The organism is Parabacteroides gordonii MS-1 = DSM 23371, assembly GCF_000969825.1.
GTDB classification, from domain to species: domain Bacteria; phylum Bacteroidota; class Bacteroidia; order Bacteroidales; family Tannerellaceae; genus Parabacteroides; species Parabacteroides gordonii.
Genome location: NZ_KQ033920.1, coordinates 1 through 18244 on the forward strand (window position 1 = coordinate 1; position 18244 = coordinate 18244).

8 protein-coding genes are annotated in these 18244 nt (G+C 42.3%); all 8 read left to right on the top strand.

The window, feature by feature from the left end; genetic code table 11:
• The first annotated feature begins 170 nt into the window (after window positions 1–170).
• The 8 genes from HMPREF1536_RS17060 (at window position 171) to HMPREF1536_RS17095 (ending at window position 18192) form a co-directional block, all read left to right on the top strand.
• Window positions 171–3596 (top strand): SusC/RagA family TonB-linked outer membrane protein, encoded by a 3426-nt coding sequence (locus tag HMPREF1536_RS17060; RefSeq protein ID WP_028726851.1) that lies wholly within the window; start codon window positions 171–173, stop codon window positions 3594–3596.
• A 32-nt stretch (window positions 3597–3628) separates the two neighbouring features.
• Entirely contained in the window at window positions 3629–5530 is a 1902-nt protein-coding gene (locus HMPREF1536_RS17065) for a SusD/RagB family nutrient-binding outer membrane lipoprotein (protein WP_028726850.1), read from the top strand.
• Window positions 5531–5599: 69 nt separating this feature from the next.
• The gene (locus HMPREF1536_RS17070; RefSeq protein WP_028726849.1) at window positions 5600–6238 is read left to right on the top strand and encodes a hypothetical protein; all 639 of its coding nucleotides are present in this window, start codon (window positions 5600–5602) and stop codon (window positions 6236–6238) included.
• Between the two features lie 533 nt (window positions 6239–6771).
• Window positions 6772–10200, top strand: a complete 3429-nt coding sequence (locus HMPREF1536_RS17075; protein WP_028726848.1) for a SusC/RagA family TonB-linked outer membrane protein — start codon at window positions 6772–6774, stop codon at window positions 10198–10200.
• Between the two features lie 40 nt (window positions 10201–10240).
• Window positions 10241–12112, top strand: a complete 1872-nt coding sequence (locus HMPREF1536_RS17080) for a SusD/RagB family nutrient-binding outer membrane lipoprotein (protein ID WP_028726847.1) — start codon at window positions 10241–10243, stop codon at window positions 12110–12112.
• Between the two features lie 97 nt (window positions 12113–12209).
• Entirely contained in the window at window positions 12210–12596 is a 387-nt protein-coding gene (locus HMPREF1536_RS17085; RefSeq protein WP_028726846.1) for a hypothetical protein, read from the top strand.
• Between the two features lie 482 nt (window positions 12597–13078).
• The gene (locus tag HMPREF1536_RS17090; protein ID WP_028726845.1) at window positions 13079–16246 is read left to right on the top strand and encodes a SusC/RagA family TonB-linked outer membrane protein; all 3168 of its coding nucleotides are present in this window, start codon (window positions 13079–13081) and stop codon (window positions 16244–16246) included.
• 26 nt (window positions 16247–16272) lie between these two features.
• Window positions 16273–18192, top strand: coding sequence for a SusD/RagB family nutrient-binding outer membrane lipoprotein (locus HMPREF1536_RS17095; RefSeq protein WP_028726844.1), 1920 nt, complete (start codon window positions 16273–16275; stop codon window positions 18190–18192).
• The last annotated feature ends 52 nt before the right edge of the window (window positions 18193–18244 follow it).

Below are 18244 nucleotides of genomic sequence, written 5' to 3' on the forward strand. Positions count from 1 at the left end.
GCGGATATAAAATGTACAGAGTTCTTTTAGAACTAGGGAGACGAAAAAAGAGAAAGAAACACAATTTCACACAGACGTTAAATTACAAGACTTATACATTATATATCATTTTAAACAAAGAAGTGCTTATTCGCCAAAATAACACTTCGGTAATCTAAAAACTATCAATTATGTTGAAAAACTTAAAGCCTGTTAGCTTAGTTCTGATCGCAGGAGCACTCAGTTTCTCCGGAAATGTGTACGCCGATCTGACGCCAAGTAAGCAAAGTACCGGGATTTCCCAGCAAAGCGGGAGACTCACCGGGGTAGTAGAGGATGACTTCGGTCCCGTTGCCGGAGCCTCTATCGTAGTGAAAGGAACCACAAATGGTACAATTACCGACATGGAAGGTAATTTTACTTTGGAAGGTGTACAAAACGGAACAACCATCCAAATTTCATTTATTGGGTATGCCACACAGGAGATCAGGTATACCGGTCAGTCTTCTCTTCGTATAAAATTGAAAGAAGATTCACAAGCTCTCGACGAAGTGGTTGTTACCGCTTTAGGTATGAAACGCGAAACGAAAGCATTGGGATATGCTGTTACCGAATTAAAAGGTGAAGAACTGCTGAACAACGCGATCAACCCGGTTTCTGCTTTACAAGGTAAAGTGGCAGGGGTTGAAATTGCAGGTTCCGACGGTGGTATGTTCGGTGCTACCAAGATCCAGATCCGTGGTGCTTCTACTCTGGGTAAGAACAACCAGCCTATCTATGTAGTGGATGGCGTTATCCTGGACAATGCCATCAGAGATGGTGATGCAGACTGGACAGCCCACAACTACGACTACGGTAACGAGTTGAAGAACCTGAACCCGGATGATTTTGAAACGGTATCTGTACTGAAAGGTGCGGCCGCTACAGCTCTTTACGGTTCACGCGGTTTGAATGGTGCAGTCGTTATCACTACTAAATCTGGTAAGGGTAAACAAGGTATCGGTGTGAATGTTTCGCAGACTTTCGGTATCGACCACATGTTCAAACAACCTAAATTGCAAAACAAGTATGGTCGCGGACAGTACACCGGTAATGTCGGTTATGGAGAAACCGATGCAAACGGGAATTACTATCTGTATGACAACATCGGACAGTTCAATCTGAACTCTGCAGGAGATCCAACGCTTCGTGATGGAACAGGTCGTCACTGGGGGCCGGCATTCGACGGACGCAATATCGAAAATTATGATTATTCGACTATTGCATACAGCCCGGTTGAGAACAACTTTAAGGATGCGTACAACTTAGGTTTCAACAGCAATACGAATGTTTCAGTAAGTGGTAGTAGCGAGAAAACATCTTTCTACACCTCTCTGTCTTATAAGTATGCCAGCGGTACATTGCCTAACAACAGTTTCGACCGTACGTCATTCCTGGCTAAAGCATCTCATAAGATAACCGACAAAGTAGAAGTAGAAGCATCTATTTCTTTCGCTAACTCGAACCCTAAAAATGCCCAGCCTAATATTGGTGAGTTATTTGTAGACGGAACGTGGGGACGTACTTATGATACGAATTACTTCCGCAAACGTTATAAAGGGTCTCACGGAGGATTGGCCAGTTCTAACTACAGTGACGAGTATGGTAGTAACCCGGGAAGGGATACTTGGTGGAACATCTATGAAAATGATTATTCACAGAAAGAGACATCCGTTCGTCCGACATTAGTGTTGAACGTGGAACTAACCGACTGGATGAAATTTCGCGCCGAAGGTAACTATAACTATTACTACAGACGTTACGAAAGTAAACAACCCGGTACCGGTTATGCGAACACTAATAGCGGATATTATGGAATGGGATTATATTCTAAGGAACAAACCAACCTGAATGCCGCATTCACTTTCAACAAAAGTGTAGGCGATTTTACATTCGGCGGTTTTATCCGTGGTGAATATTTCAATAATATTCAACAGACGATGGCTGAAAATACGAATGGCGGTCTGGTTGTACCTAACCAATATTTTATAGCTAACTCCATCAATACACCTTCTTACAGTGGTGCAATTGAAGGAGAAAAGAGAATGTTATCATTATCCTTCCAGGCTAGTGCCAGCTGGAAAGATCAGTTATTCCTGGATGTAACCGGACGTAACGACTGGTCTTCTGCCCTGGTTTATTCTGATGCTCATGGTAACTACTCCTATTTCTATCCGTCTGTTTCCGCATCCTGGCTGGCTCACGAAACGTTCCGTGATCAACTTCCTGAATGGATATCTTTTGCCAAACTACGTGGTTCATGGGCACAGGTTGGTAATGATACGGATGCCTATACAATCAACTCGGCTTATTCATTGTTGACTGCCCAATTACAAGGTGGAACTAATGTGTATGCATTAAGTATTCCGACTACGGCCTATTCAACAAACCTGAAACCGGAACGTAAGAACGCTTGGGAAATCGGTTTGGACTGGCGATTCCTTTCAAACAGAATCGGCATCGATGCTACTTATTATAAGGAAAATACAAAAAACCAGATTATGTCTATCAGTGTTCCAAGTATTTCAGGTATCAGCAGCCAGTATATCAATGCCGGTAATATCGAGAACAAGGGTCTTGAAATAGCATTGAATACAATTCCGTTCAAAAACAAAGATTGGGAATGGGGGTTGAACTTTACCTACACCAAAAACAACAACAAGATCATAGAGTTGCATCCTAACGTAGCCGATTATATCACTTTGAGTGGTGAGGTTGCTTATGGTAACTACCGCGTTGGTTCGGTTGCCAAAGTTGGAGAATCTTATGGTGTATTGATGAGTGACTCTAAACCCAAAATCGATGAAAAAACAGGTCTGCCTGTATTGAATGCGACATCTTATTACGGTGGCGATAGAGGTATGCATGCCATGTATTACCAGCGTAGCGGCGAAGCGGAAGTGATCGGCTCGATGGTTCCTGACTTCCTGGGTTCTGTAAGTACTTCGCTTACTTATAAGAACTGGAGCCTGCGTGCTTTGTTAGATATGCGCTTCGGAGGTTATGTAGCTTCTTACGCAAACCGTTACGGTTTGGCATACGGTTTCACTGAAAGTTCTTTGAAATGGCGTGATTCTGAAAATGGTGGTATGACTTATACCTCTATCTGGGATGGTCAGACTTACCATGATGGTTTAATCCCTGTCGGATTAATTGAAGGCGGAACGTCTATTCCTCTGCCGAACGGAACTTCTTATATCGTAGCCGATGGCGGCGAAACGTATCAGGCTTTACATGATAAAGGACTTGTTGACCCGCAACACGCTTCCGCATGGCATTACTGGAATAATGCATGGAGTACGGGTACTGTAAATGACGACTGGGTGAAAAAGTTGAATTATATCGCTTTACGTGAAATCACCGTATCATACAGAATGCCGAACAAGATTGCACACAAACTGGGAGCCCAGCACTTGAATTTATCAGTATCCGGACGTAACTTGGGTTATCTGCTGAATACAATGCCGAATAAGATCAACCCGGAATCTGTCCGCGGTACATCTGCTTCCGAGTTCCGTATCCGTTCTTTCAACGGTCTGACTGCTAATTACACATTTACTATTAATGTTGGATTCTAAACCTGAAAAAGAAACTTTTAATTAATTAAGACATGAACAATTATCATAATATATTAATGGGATTCGGATTGGGTGTAGCCTTGCTTTGCACCACCGGATGCCGTGACGATTTCGCGGATATCAACTCCAGCCCTTCGCAGGTAACGAAGGCCGAGCCATCCTATTTGTTTGCAAAAGCTGTTATGGATTTCGATCCTTTCGATTATACATTTTGGTTCTACGATGCCCCTATGTTGACGGCATGGAGCCAGATGGCTGTACCTACCGGTAGTTTTGTTGAAAGTACCGCACTGACAACTGTTACAGGTGGTGTAAACTATGTGAATACATTAAAACTGGCACACGAAATTACCTATCTGCGCTCGAACATGAGTGAAGAAGAATCAGCCAAACATGCTGCAACTGCTACTTGTGTGGATGTTCTCACAGCTTATCTTGCTATTTCAAGCAGCGATATCAATGGTGATATCCAGTTTACGGAAGCCGGTAATGCTCTGCATGGTGGTACGTTGACTCCGGCTTACGACAGAATTGCCGATTTGTATGACCTGTGGTTAAGTCAGTTGAATGCAGCTATCACGACATTTACAACGGCTACGGATCAGATTTTCACAAGCAATCAGGATATCGTTTACAGAGGCGATCTGACAAAGTGGGCTAAAATGGCTAACTCTTTGAAACTAAGAATTGCCGCCCGCCTGATACATCAAGATAAAGCGAAAGCGCTGACAATCGCTTCGGAAGTAGCAAATGCCTCCTGTGGCTATATCGATTCACTGGAAGATGCCATGTTGTTTAATAAAAGTGTTGTAAACTCAAGCAGTGATGATTATATCTATCACTGGAGCAATGGCTTTATGGATGGAAGAGCATCCAGCCAGCGTGTAGTAGACTTCATGCTTAAAAACAAGGACCCGCGCGTTCGTTTCTGTTACCGGAAAAACGATTGGAACTCGACAATCATTCAGGAATTCTACAATCAGGGGAAAGCTATCCCTTCTTATATTGAAGAAAACGTTGAATACACTACAGATGCCAGCGGAAAGAAAACATTTGTAAGATGGAAAGGATTAGGCGAACCTTGGGTACGTTATGAAGGTCTTCCGGTTGAATATAATGCTGCCAATAATTCGGCTGTCTACGGTGAATGGTTTGATTATAGTAACCGTTATCAAATTACCGATGCAAACGGTCAAAGTGCAAAATCATATCGTCCATACTCTTTGTATCAACATATGATGGTGATCGGACGTTATTACACCTTTACCCTGCCGACAGTTCCGGGAGGTCCGGTAATCACCAGAACAGAAAACCGTCCCTGGTACGGAATGTATCTGGGTGGTAGTGAAGTAAACCTGTATCTGGCAGAGTTCAAGTTGTTAGGAGCTAATTTACCTGGTACAGCAGAAGATTATTTCAAAAAAGGTATCAGACTGTCTGTTCAGGAATATGACAAAACAGCCGGACTAAATCAGATACCTTATTACGGAACAACTTACGATTATGATCCGAACGAAGTTTCTATCGAACTGAAAGACGGTGAAATCGACGCCATGTTGGCTTCTCCCGATTACAACCTGACCGGTTCTACCAGCGACCAATTGGAAAAAGTCTATTTACAGCAAATGATACATTTCATCATGTATCCTTACGATCAGTTTGTAACTGCCCGTCGTTCCGGTTTACCTAAATTCAACTCACAATTGATCAGCCGTGAGAATTACAGTGCTATTCCTGTTACTAACTTCCCGCGTCGTTTCCAGACAGGTGTACCTAATGAAACGAGCCAGTTGTATCAGATTCAAAGGGATGCTTATGCAGCACAAGGTTATACCATTACCGGTGCCGGAGATGCAAATACATCTATTTTGAACACTGAACGCACATGGCAGGATCAGGGAGCTCCGCAATGGGGAGAAGGTCCGAAAAATTAATTTGATTTATTAATAACCACAAAGAGTAGTTGCTTAAGAAGCAACTACTCTTTCACACATTCTACCACAATGAGAACATACCTGCTAATCACCATCCTGTGCTGTATAGCAACTGTAGGCAGTGCTAATGCACAAAAGAAACGTCAGATGCTTTTCGAAGACTACTCGAAAGGTGTGGTGTTAATGAAGAACAACTCCAAGACTCCTGCAGAGCTCAATTATGATGCCGGCAATCAGAAGATGATGTTCAAAAACGGCTCGGAAGAAATGCTCCTGACCAACATTGCCCAGATTGATACGGTTTATATTGGAAATTCCAAATTCATTCCGACCGGATCGAGTTATTATGAGATTATACAGATCCCGAATGGTCTTATCGGTGTAAACTGGTTGTTGAAGAATGCTTCCCAGGGATATAAAAATGCTTTCGGCGTAACTCAGCAGGCTAAAGTGGAAAGTTTAAACACTAACCAGTTGAATTACGGGGTTTACGAAAATCAATATACAGAAGTAAACAAACTCGCCAATCAAAATGAATATTGTATATTTCGTGATGGTACCCCTCTCAAATTTAAGAATAAAAAATCGTTACTAAAGCTCTTTCCCGGCAAAGAGAACCTCATCGAAACTTATATCAAAGAAAAGAAGACAGACATGAAGAATCCGAAAGATGTCATCACATTAGTCAATTATTGCCTGGGATTATAAATGAGAAGGTGGTGTGTCAAAAATAAGTCTACAATATTTTGCGTATTCTGCATCATCGGCATTCAGTAATAAGATTTGGCACACCACTTTTTCTCTAAATATTTCTTCTTTACCAACCTAACTCTATATATAAGTAAATCAAGTCGGCAACATTCCTTCCCTTTTAAGTCGGCTAATCAATAGTAGTATGTGTTTACTTAAATTCACATAAATGGAATTAAATCACTCAATTCTTCAATAAAATCGAAGCCATTAATTAATATTTCCTAATAATTTGACTGATTGAATCGTCATATAATGCCTTTTCTTGCCTGATAAAATAGTTAATTATCGTATTGCAAAAACTGTAATAATCAATATATCAGCATATTGCATTTGTTAAATGTACAGAGTTCTTTTAGAACTAAGTAATAACGCCAACTGAAAATACGCCAAGTTCTAAATAATTCTTATGAATTATATCCAAAGCTAGTATTAAAGACTCTTGTTTCGCCAAAACAGTGTCTATTTATGTTCTAATAAAACCATCAATTATGTTGAAAAACTTTAAGCCTGTAAGCTTAGTTCTGATCGCTGGTGCATTAAGTTTCCCTATGGGTGTTTATGCAGACCTGCTACCAGCTAGGCCTGGTACCGCTATTTCCCAACAAGACGGGAAAGTCACAGGTACAGTTGAAGATGATTTCGGCCCTGTAGCTGGAGCATCAGTAGTTGTTAAAGGAACAACCAATGGTAATATTACCGATATGGACGGTAATTTTACATTGGAAGGTGTAAAGAACGGAGATGTTATTCAAATTTCTTTTATTGGTTACACTACTCAGGAAATTAAGTACACCGGTCAAGCTTCTCTCTCTGTTAAATTATCGGAAGATACTCAAAAGCTGGACGAGGTAGTTGTAACGGCTTTGGGTATGAAACGTTCGGAAAAGTCCCTGGGGTATGCGATGAAAGAGATGAAAGGGGATGAATTGAATGCCAATCTGATTAATCCTGTAGCTGCTTTGCAGGGTAAGGTTGCTGGTGTTGAAATCTCTGGGTCAGACGGTGGAATGTTTGGTTCTACAAAGATTTTGATTCGTGGTGTGTCTACATTAGGTAAGAACAATCAGCCTATCTATGTTGTAGACGGTGTTATTATGGATAACTCTATTAAAGAAGGTAATCCGGACTGGGATGGAAATAGTAATGACTATGGTAATGAACTGAAGAATTTGAATCCTGATGATTTCGAATCTGTTTCTGTGTTGAAAGGTGCAGCAGCAACAGCTTTGTATGGTTCTCGGGGGTTAAATGGTGCCGTTGTTATAACTACGAAATCCGGGAAATCCGGGAAAGGTTTGGGAATAGAAGTCTCTCAGACATTTGGTGTTGATGCGGTAACTTCTACTCCTAATCTTCAGAATGAATTCGGTAACGGTACAATTTCCGGTTTTGTGGGTTATGGAGATAAAGATGCTAACGGCAACTATTATATTTATGATAACCATAATCAGTTCCCAACAAATAACGGAATCCATAGTTTGATTCCTGATGAGGGGATGAGTTTCGGGCCGGCTTTTGATGGAAGTGATATTGAATATTACGATGGATCTATCCGTCCTTACAGTCCGGTAAAGAATAATTTTAAAAAGGCTTATAAGAAAGGTTTCAATTCAAATACGAATGTGGCTATTAGCGGTGGAAACGATAAAACGACATTCTATACATCTCTTTCTTATAAATATGCAGACGGTACTGTACCTAATAATAGTTTCCAACGTATATCCTTTTTGGGAAAAGCATCTCATAAAATTACTGAGAAAATAAAGTTAGATGCCAGCATGGCGTTTGCTAATTCCACTCCGAAGAATAGCCCGATCAATATCGGTGAAAATTTCGTGAACGGAACATGGGGAAGAATGTATGATCCTACAACTGCAAAAGATAAATATAAAGGATCTCATGGTGGACAAGCTGATTCTAAATATGGTGATCCTTACGGTGTTTATCCTGGTTTAGGAACTTGGTGGAATATTTACGAAAATGATTATACTAAGAAAGAAACATCAGTTCGTCCGACTATCAAATTGAATATCGATATTCTTGACTGGTTAAAGTTTAATACGGAAGCAAATTATAATTATTACTACACTCGTTTTGAAAATAAACAACCAGGTGCCGGGTATGCAAATGAAGGTGGTAAGTATGAAATGGGCTTATACACAAAAGAACAGACAAATCTTAATGCCAATTTTTTAGTTAACAAAACAGTAGGCGATTGGTCTTTCAATGGTTTTTTACGTGGTGAGTATTACCATAATTTTGTTCAGGAACAAACAATGAATACAGAGGGTGGTTTGATTGTTCCTAACCAATTCTTTATTGCAAATTCAAAACAAACTCCGAATTATACAGCAAAAATATCAGGGACAAAGACCATGTTATCAGTTGCTTTTCAAGCTGGTGTTAGTTGGAGAGATCAGGTCTTTTTGGATGTAACCGGGCGTAATGACTGGTCTTCTGCTCTGGTTTACAGCGATACTCACGGGACATATTCTTATTTTTACCCTTCTGTAAATGGTTCATGGTTGATCAGTTCGACTTATAGAGATCAGTTACCAGATTGGGTTTCATTTGCAAAAATCCGTGGTTCATGGGCGCAAGTAGGTAACGATACGAGTCCTTATACTATTAATACTGCTTATTCATTGAATACTTCAACTACTGCAAATGGTAATTATTATGGATTATCTGTTCCTTCTTCTACTTATGATCAGAATTTGAAACCTGAACGTAAGAATGCTTGGGAAATCGGTATTGATTGGCGTTTTATAGATAATCGGATTGGAATCGATGCTACTTATTATAAAGAAAATACAAAGAACCAGATCATGAGTATTGCTGTACCTTCTGTATCAGGTATCAGTAATCAATTGATCAATGCAGGTAACATTCAGAACCAAGGTATTGAATTAGCATTAAATACAGTACCTTTTAGAAACAAAGACTGGGAGTGGACTTTGGATTTCACTTGGACAAAGAATATGAACAAGATCATTTCTTTACATGAAAATGTTGCAGACTATATTTCATTAAATGGAGATATAGGCTATGGTAATTATCGTGTAGGTTCTGTGGCAAAAGTAGGTTCTGCTTATGGTTTGTTGCTTACTGATAGTGGATTAAAGTATGATGAAGAATCTGGTTTACCGGTATTGGCTTGGAGAGATTCAAATAGAGGTTCTCACTACTTACGTAATGAGGCTGAAATACAAGAAGTAGGGTCTATGTTGCCGGACTTTTTAGGTTCTGTATCAACAGGTTTGAAATATAAGAATTGGGCCTTGAGTGTGTCTTTGGATATGCGTTTCGGTGGTTATGTAGCTTCTTATAATTCACGCTATGGTACTGCATATGGTTTTACTGAAAATTCTTTGAAAAATGCTCCGGGGCATGGTGGTGTTTCATGGACTTCTAAATTTGATGGTAAAACGTATCATGATGGTATAATTCCCGAAGGTATTCTTCCTTCAGGAACAGCAATTACACAACCTGATGGTAGCGTTTATACTGTTGGAGGCAGTGGCCTTTCTTCTGCAGGTGAATCTTATCAGGACCTGGTTAATAAAGGAGTTATCGAACCAACTCACGCTTCAGCCTGGTTATATAGAAATAATGCCTGGACAATGGCTGGACGTAACTATGGCGTAGTTAACGACGACTGGATAAAGAAATTGAATTATATTGCATTACGTGATATCTCTTTAAGCTATCGTATGCCCTCAAATATCTGTGATAAACTTAAAGCTAAACATGTGAATTTGATTCTAAGTGGCCATAACTTGGGGTATTTACTGAACACAATGCCTAGTGGTGAGAATCCGGAATCTATATCTGGTACAGCAGCAGCAGAGTTTCGCGTACGTTCATATACAGGTGTAACCTCCAGCTTTACATTTACTGTAAATGTAGGTTTCTAAGTATAAATATAAGTAATAACTATTTTTAATTGATTACAACATGAAAAAATATAAAGCATTATTAGCTGCAACATTAGCGGGTATCTCTTTGCTATGTACAAGTTGTAGGGATGATTTTGCAGATGTAAATCAAGATCCCTCTTCCATTACAGAAGGTAATCCTGGCTATTTGTTTGCACAAGGAGTTCTGGATTTTGAACCCTCGGATTATACTTATTGGTTCTACAATGCCTCTGAAATTTATCAGTGGATACAAACTGCTGTTTCTACAGGTGGGGTTACATCTAGTATTGCAGATGGAGCCTCTTTCCAGGGTTTCAAAAGTATTAAGGTTTTGAAATATGTAAATGAGGTGAAATATGTTCGTTCAACAATGAGTCCTGAAGAAAGTGCTCAGTATGAACAATACGCTGCAGCATTGGATGTGTTATGTATCTATATGGGCATTTACGACTCAGACTTTATTGGAAATATACCTTATACGGAAGCCGCACAAGCTGCACACGGTGGTACATTGACTCCTAAATATGACTCCATTCAGGAACTGTATGATCTTTGGTTGACAACATTAGACAATGCTATAAAAAGTTTTACAACTTCATCTGATCAAATTTTTGTCTCATCACAAGATGTGGTTTACAATGGAAAGATGGATAAATGGGCGAAGCTCGCAAACTCAGTGAAGTTAAAAATAGCAGCTCGACTGATCTCTAAAGATAAGACGAGAGCATTAAAAATAGCAGAAGAGGTGGTAAATGCTTCTTGTGGCGTTCTTGATGGAGCTGAAGATGATTTCTTATTCAATAAGGCTACTCATAACAGTTCCAGCAATGATTATGCGTATCACTGGAGTAATGGTGTATTGCAGTCGGTGGGTGCTTCTCAATCTGTTATTGATTTCATGATTGATAATCGTGATCCTCGTGTTCGTTTTGTTTTCACGAAGAACTCATGGAATTCAAAAGTCGTTCAGTTGTTCTTTGATGCTAAACGAGAAAAAGATGTTCCTAAATATATTATGGATAATGTTGATTATGAAGTAGGAACAGATGGCATTTACAAATTTAAAGCATGGAAAGGTGCCGGTGAACCTTGGGTACGTTATTATGGTTTGCCGTTGGCATTTAATGCAGGGCAGCAAGCCGGAACTTATGGAGATTGGTTCAATTATGATATTAATTGTAAATATGATGAAACTCATACTTACAGACCATATTCAATGTATAATCAGGAAATGATCTATGGCCGTGTTGATTTTACATATCCTACTTGTCCGAATGATCCGGTTATTCAGGATGTCGAAGACCAGCCTTGGTATGGTATGTATATGACAACAGCTGAAGTTAATTTATATTTGGCAGAATTTAAACTGTTAGGTGCTGCGCTACCTCAGGAAGCTAATCATTATTTCTCTAAGGCTGTTCGTGCTTCTGTTGAAGAATATGATTATTTAGCAAGTAAGAATAAAATTCCTTATTATGGAACAACTTATGGTTATGACTCAAATGAAAAAACTATCGATTTGAAAGATGGTGAAATTGACACAATGATGTCAAAAGATGCATGTAAGTTGACTGGAGATAAAGCAACGGATTTGGAGAAAGTTTATATTCAGCAGATTCTGCACTTCTTTATGTCACCGATCGATCAGTATACAACCGCCCGTCGTTCTGGTGTTCCTAAAATTGGGTCTAATATATTCAATCGTGTAGATTATAGTCAGGTTCCTGTATCCTCCATTCCTCGTCGTATGGCTTTGAGTGCTCCATCACCCACAGATTTGATGTATGATGTTCTGATACAGTCATATAAAGACCAGGGATATACTGTAGGTTCTGGTACTATTTTGAATTCTGAACGTGTATGGCAAGATCAAGGAGCTCCTCAGTGGGGTGCTGGTCCAGCTCTTTAATAGCTAACTAAATAAGAAAAAGGATAGGATCATGAGTTTTTCGACAATGGTCTTGTCCTTTTTTCTATATTAATATTGTCTTTTAATAACTCGCAACATGAAAAATATATTTTTATTAGTAGTCTTTTTATTCAGCTCTTCTTGTTTTGATGTGAATTCAGTATCGGCTGAAAATGATTTTTCGCCTATTGCGGTAGAAGTAGTTAGTGGTGGTTACGTCAATTTAGGTGTATTGACAACTGTTTATGCGGATGCAAAGATTAATTCATTTACTGTAACTGTTCCAAAACCCAATGAACAAGTGTTGTCCTGTGCTCCTAATTTCGCTTGGACAGATTTAGGTAGCACATTAGTAATTACGGGTAATTTGGATGATATTGGTCTATTAAACAGGCCCTCAGGTACGGTTGTTCATTTTGAAATAGGTGTAAGAATGAATAATGGACAAATAGGCGTTTACCAAGTAAAGGTAATAGCTCGATAATCTTTTCTAAGAAACTTATAAAGAAAATGTGTCAAAAAGTCATTACGGATGTCGATGACGCAGAAAATTTTGAATTATTATATCATAATCAAGATAGTCTGCGTTTTCTAAAATGGGTTTTGACACATTTATATTAATACAGATGATTATATATTCGATGAATAAGTTATAATGGAATCTAATCGATTTTCGTCTGAATAACTTTTTCTAGTTGTTCTGCTTTACCTTTTCTATTTTATAATATGTGACTAAAAAGAAAAAAAAGTTATTATCGGATTATGATGAATCCTAAATTGCTATCACTGATCTTTTATGATTTACTGGGAATGTCTGCTTTTCAAGTGTTATTTTGTTATGCCTAATTTCTTGTTTCATTAATGTTAATCTTGCAACAACTCCTGTTTTTTTCTGTTTCAATTACCAAATGACGTTGGTTTGCGCCAAACACATTTAGTCTAATAAATTAAACAAAAAACATCAGTATGTTGAAAAGATTCAAATCTGTCAGCATGATTCTCCTGGCGGGCGCGTTGGGCTTTACCGGAAACGCTTATGCCGATCCGAATACCGGGAATCCTGCTATTGACATTTCCCAACAGGATACGAAAGTTACGGGAGTGGTTGAAGATGAGTTCGGACCCGTTGCAGGGGCTTCTGTTGTAATAAAAGGAACCACTAACGGTACGATGACCGATATGGACGGTCACTTCACACTAGAAGGCGTAAAGAAAGGAGACATTATCCAAATCTCTTTCATTGGTTTTGCCACACAAGATATTCCTTACACCGGACAGACGACCCTGAATGTAAAAATGCAGGAAGATACGCAGAAACTCGATGAAGTCGTTGTTACGGCATTGGGTATGAAGCGTGACAAGAAAGCATTAGGTTACGCTATGCAGGAGTTAAAAGGGGATGAATTATTGTCCTCCCGTGAACCTAACCTTGCCAACTCCTTATCAGGTAAGGTCTCCGGTTTGCAGATCGTCCGTTCCAGTAACGGGGTAGGAGGATCGTCGAAGATCGTGCTCCGTGGTAACAGCTCGCTGACCGGTAGCAATCAGCCGTTGATTGTGGTCGATGGGACGCCGATGGATAACTTCACCGGTGGGGTAGATGATGTATGGGGTAACTCCGGTGCCGATATGGGTAACGGGCTTTCCGATATCAACCCCGAAGATATCGAGTCGATGACGGTATTGAAAGGAGCTTCGGCGGCCGCTCTGTACGGGTCACGTGCCGGTAACGGGGTAATACTTATCACGACCAAGTCGGGGAAGAAGAACGAGGGGATAGGGATTACGGTGAATGCCGGCATCACTACCGAGTCGATCTTCCTGAAACCGGATATGCAGAATAGCTTCGGACAAGGTTCGGTCGGCGCTTATGACAACCAGTCGCGCCTGAGCTGGGGGCCGAAAGCCGAAGGACAAATGGTTACCGACTGGCTGGGCCGTCAGGTGCCTTTGCAGACATACGATAATATCGATGCTTTCTTCCGTACCGGGACTTCTTTCAATGAAGGAGTCAGTTTCCAGCAGAACATAAAGGGTACCTCTGTGTTTACCTCTATCAACCGTTCGGACGATGCAGGTATCACTCCCGAGTCGAAGCTGAACAAGACGAATATCACCTTGCGTGCCACTACTTTCCTGGATGAAGCGGAAAAGTGGAAGATCGACGCTAAAGTGAACTATATCAATATGAATGCCCACAACCGTCCGATCCAGGGTGTCAACCCTTCGAATGCATTCAACACTATTTATAACCTGCCACGTTCGCTGAATGTGAAGGAGTTTAAGAACAGTGTCGACGAAGAGGGCAACATGATCTGGTGGGACGCTTCCAAGAATCCGCAGGAGAACCCTTACTGGGTAACCAAGTACCGTCAGAATAACGATACCCGTAACCGTCTGTTAGGTAACGTCGCTTTGAAATATGCGCCTACTAACTGGTTCGACATCGAACTGAGAGGCGGTACCGACTATTATACAACTACCAAAAACGAAAAAGTATACGCCGGCGGTAACACATCGCCCCGCGGCCTGTACAACGAAGGTTCGGAAACATTCTACGAAAATAACTACAGCTTCCTGGCCACAGCCCGTAAAGATAACCTGATCGACCGTCTGGGTGGTTTCGTTACTTTCGGGGGTAACCTGATGATGCAGAAAAGAACCAAGATGAACGCTTCGGCAGGCGAATTGCTGGTGCCGAACCTTTTCTCCCTGAACAACGGTGTTAACAAACCGACCGTCACTTCCGAACTGATCCGCCGTAAGATGAATTCACTCTACGGATCCTTGCAGTTGAACTGGGACGGCTATCTGTTCCTGGATGTTACGGCACGTAATGACTGGTCGTCCACCATGTCGAAAGCGAACCGTTCTTATTTCTATCCTTCCGTTAGTTTATCCGCAGTAATCTCCGATATGCTTCCGAAGATTGGCGGTTCAATGCCCGAATGGTTCACCTTTGCCAAGGTAAGAGCTTCTTTTGCAGAGGTTGGTAACGACCTCGACCCTTATCAACTGTACAATAATTTTACGGTGGGCAAGGATGAGAATGGCAACACGACCGCCGCACCGGGCAATGTCCTTTTCGACTCGACTGTACGCAGTGAGCTGATCAAATCATGGGAAGCCGGTTTCGACGTCCGCTTCTTCAACAACCGCTTGGGATTGGATGCGGCCTGGTATAAAACCAACGCTACCCGCCAGTTGCTGAACCTGCCGATGGATCCCTTCTCCGGCTATAGTTCGCGCAAGGTGAATGCCGGTAATATCCAGAACGAAGGGGTTGAAGTCTCCCTGAACGGTGCGATCCTCGACAACCCGAAAGGCTTGAATTGGAACGCCACGGCACAGTTCTCCCTGAACCGCAACAAGATCATCGACCTCTATCCGGGTGTCACCCTCTATGATATCAAGACCCTCGATGCGATCCAGATCGTAGCCGTGCAGGGCAGTTACTATGGCGACATCTACGGCCAGACTTTCCAAAGGGTAGAGGATAAGAACAGTCCTTATTACGGACAGCAGATCGTTGGCGAGGACGGGCTTCCGCTCATCACGACCAATAAGTCGAAAGTAGGTAACCAGAGTCCCGACTGGATGCTGGGTCTTACCAACAACTTCGCTTACAAAGGTTTCAACCTGAGCTTCCTGATCGACTTCCGCATCGGCGGTGATCTTTATTCGGCCACTGCTTCCAATCTTTATTCACGCGGTAATGCCGCAGGAACGGTGGTAAACGGCGGACGCGAAAGCTTTGTCGTTCCGAACTCTGTCGTGCAGACTCCCGACGGGTATAAGGAAAACACCGTTGCCGTGACTCCGCAGAACTACTGGGAACGTATCGGTTCGACCGGTAATTACGGTCTGCCGGAAATGTACACCTACGACGCCACGAATATCCGTTTGCGTAACATCACTCTCGGTTACGATTTCAACCGGGCGATGCTGAAAAAGACACCATTCCAGCGTTTGCGTCTGTCTGCAACCTGTAATAATGTTTGGATGATCCATTACAACCTGCCGGGTATCGACCCTGAATCGGTTTCGGCAACGAATACGAATGCGACAGGGTTCGAGAATGGAGCTGCACCGACCAGCCGTTCATTTACGTTTAATGTAACGGTAGGTTTCTAATTATCAACAATTAAGAACAAATAAAGATGAATACAAAGAATATATTACTGGCAGGCTTGTTCTCATTAACTGCTTTGTTTTCCTCCTGTAACGATTTTACGGAGATAAATGAAGACCCTAACCAGGTGGGCGAAAGCAAAGTGAAGCCTGAATGGTTCCTCAATGGCTCCATCATCGGGGCACAGATGAACCCGGAGATTGCCGAACGTATCTTCATTGCCGAATGGAACCGTGCCGCCCGCTTCAACCGGGGTAGTGGTTTCACCATCGGAACGGACAACAATGACTACATCACCCTCTATCTCAGTAACTCTTATGCGGTAGGTTGGCTCAACAAGGCCACCAAAGCCATCGAGCTCGGAGAAAAGAAGGTGGCCGAAGGGGAAGCCGAACAATATCCTTATTATAAGAATGTGATACAGATGGCCCGTATCTGGCGTGCTTACCTGAATGCAGAGGTCAGCGACGGTTTCGGCCCGATCCCGGCTCTGTCCGCCTTCACCGGTGTTCCGGCCGAATACGACAGTGTCGAAGCGATCTACGGATTTATACTTAGTGAACTGAAAGAAGCCGAAGCGGCTCTCGATCCCTCGATCGATATGTCGGATATGGCCGGAGAAGATGCTTTCTATGCCGGAAATATCAATGCCTGGAAGAAATATGCCAACTCCCTGCGTATGCGTTATGCCATGCGTATCTCCGACGTCTCGCCCGCACTGGCAAAGACCGAGTTTGAAGATGCAGCCGGCAAGACCTTTATTGCTACCCTGGACGATATGGCTGCCGTACAGGAAAAAGACGGGTGGGGCGACCTGACCGGCGTTATGTCGCGTACCTGGAATGCACAGCCGATGTCGGTGACGTTCAAGAACCTCGTTGTCGGTCTGGGAAGTACGGAATTTCCCGTGCCCGACTCCCTGAAGAGCCATCTGAAGAATCCGCACGATTATATGGGATTGTATCTCTCGAAACATTTCCCGCTGAATACGAATGATCCGTGTGCCGGATTCTATTTCGACGGTATTCCCCAGTATGTCGATCCGCGTGCACCGAAACTGTTCAGTGTAGTAGGCTGGAACGACGGTATTGTCTATCCCGATTACATCGGTTCGGCCAGCAGCGTAACGACTGTCAACCTGATGGATCCTTCCGATAATTCGAAACCGATGCTTTCCATCGACCCTAAATATACCTGGGGAACATGGGTGGCCGGTGAATGGAACGACCTGGCCGGTCTGGTCAGCGAACTGACCGGGAAGAACTACAACTATCCTTCCATTGCCAAGCAGTATCGTATGAATACGATGAAACGCGTATTCTTCGGCCCGTGGGAAAGCTACTTCCTGATGGCGGAAGCCGCTGTCAAAGGATGGACTGTACCGGGTACGGCCAAGTCGAATTATGAGAACGGTATCACCGTCAGCTTCCAGTATCATGGTGTGGAAAGTGAAGTCGCCCAATATCTGGCTTCAACGGATTACAACCGGGTAGGTACTTCCGTCAGCTTCGATCATACAACGGAAGCGCAACCCTATACTGTCAATTATGTAGATCCTTACACGAAGGAGAATAAGACGATGACGTATACTTATCCGAAGAATTCAATCTACCGGGGTGGTTCTTACAACAACGATGCATTGACAAAGATCATCACCCAGAAATACATCGCACAGGTACCCTGGTTACCCGAAGAAGCATGGAGCGACCACCGTCGTCTCGGCTTGCCTTTCTTTGAAAACCAGGCAGTAGAGAAAGACTACAACCCCTTGAACCAGGTTCCGCTGACAATGGCAACCGCCAAGGAATGCCGTCTCGAGTTCTATCCGAAACGCTACCGCTATCCGGCCAATATCCAGACCAATAACCTGGAAGGCTACCAGAAAGCATTAGAGCTTCTGGGCGGAGCCGACCTGACGACTACACCTTTATGGTGGAATTTGAAATAAGAACGCCTTCTGAAAGGGCGGCTGTGTACCGCCCTTTCTTATATCCCCTCCC

Bases quoted from the DNA above. Each gene is read 5' to 3' on its own strand.
- HMPREF1536_RS17090 (WP_028726845.1), top strand. From the start codon at position 13,079: ATGTTGAAAAGATTCAAATCTGTCAGCATGATTCTCCTGGCGGGCGCG.
- HMPREF1536_RS17085 (WP_028726846.1), top strand. From the start codon at position 12,210: ATGAAAAATATATTTTTATTAGTAGTCTTTTTATTCAGCTCTTCTTGT.
- HMPREF1536_RS17095 (WP_028726844.1), top strand. From the start codon at position 16,273: ATGAATACAAAGAATATATTACTGGCAGGCTTGTTCTCATTAACTGCT.
- HMPREF1536_RS17070 (WP_028726849.1), top strand. From the start codon at position 5,600: ATGAGAACATACCTGCTAATCACCATCCTGTGCTGTATAGCAACTGTA.
- HMPREF1536_RS17065 (WP_028726850.1), top strand. From the start codon at position 3,629: ATGAACAATTATCATAATATATTAATGGGATTCGGATTGGGTGTAGCC.
- HMPREF1536_RS17060 (WP_028726851.1), top strand. From the start codon at position 171: ATGTTGAAAAACTTAAAGCCTGTTAGCTTAGTTCTGATCGCAGGAGCA.
- HMPREF1536_RS17080 (WP_028726847.1), top strand. From the start codon at position 10,241: ATGAAAAAATATAAAGCATTATTAGCTGCAACATTAGCGGGTATCTCT.
- HMPREF1536_RS17075 (WP_028726848.1), top strand. From the start codon at position 6,772: ATGTTGAAAAACTTTAAGCCTGTAAGCTTAGTTCTGATCGCTGGTGCA.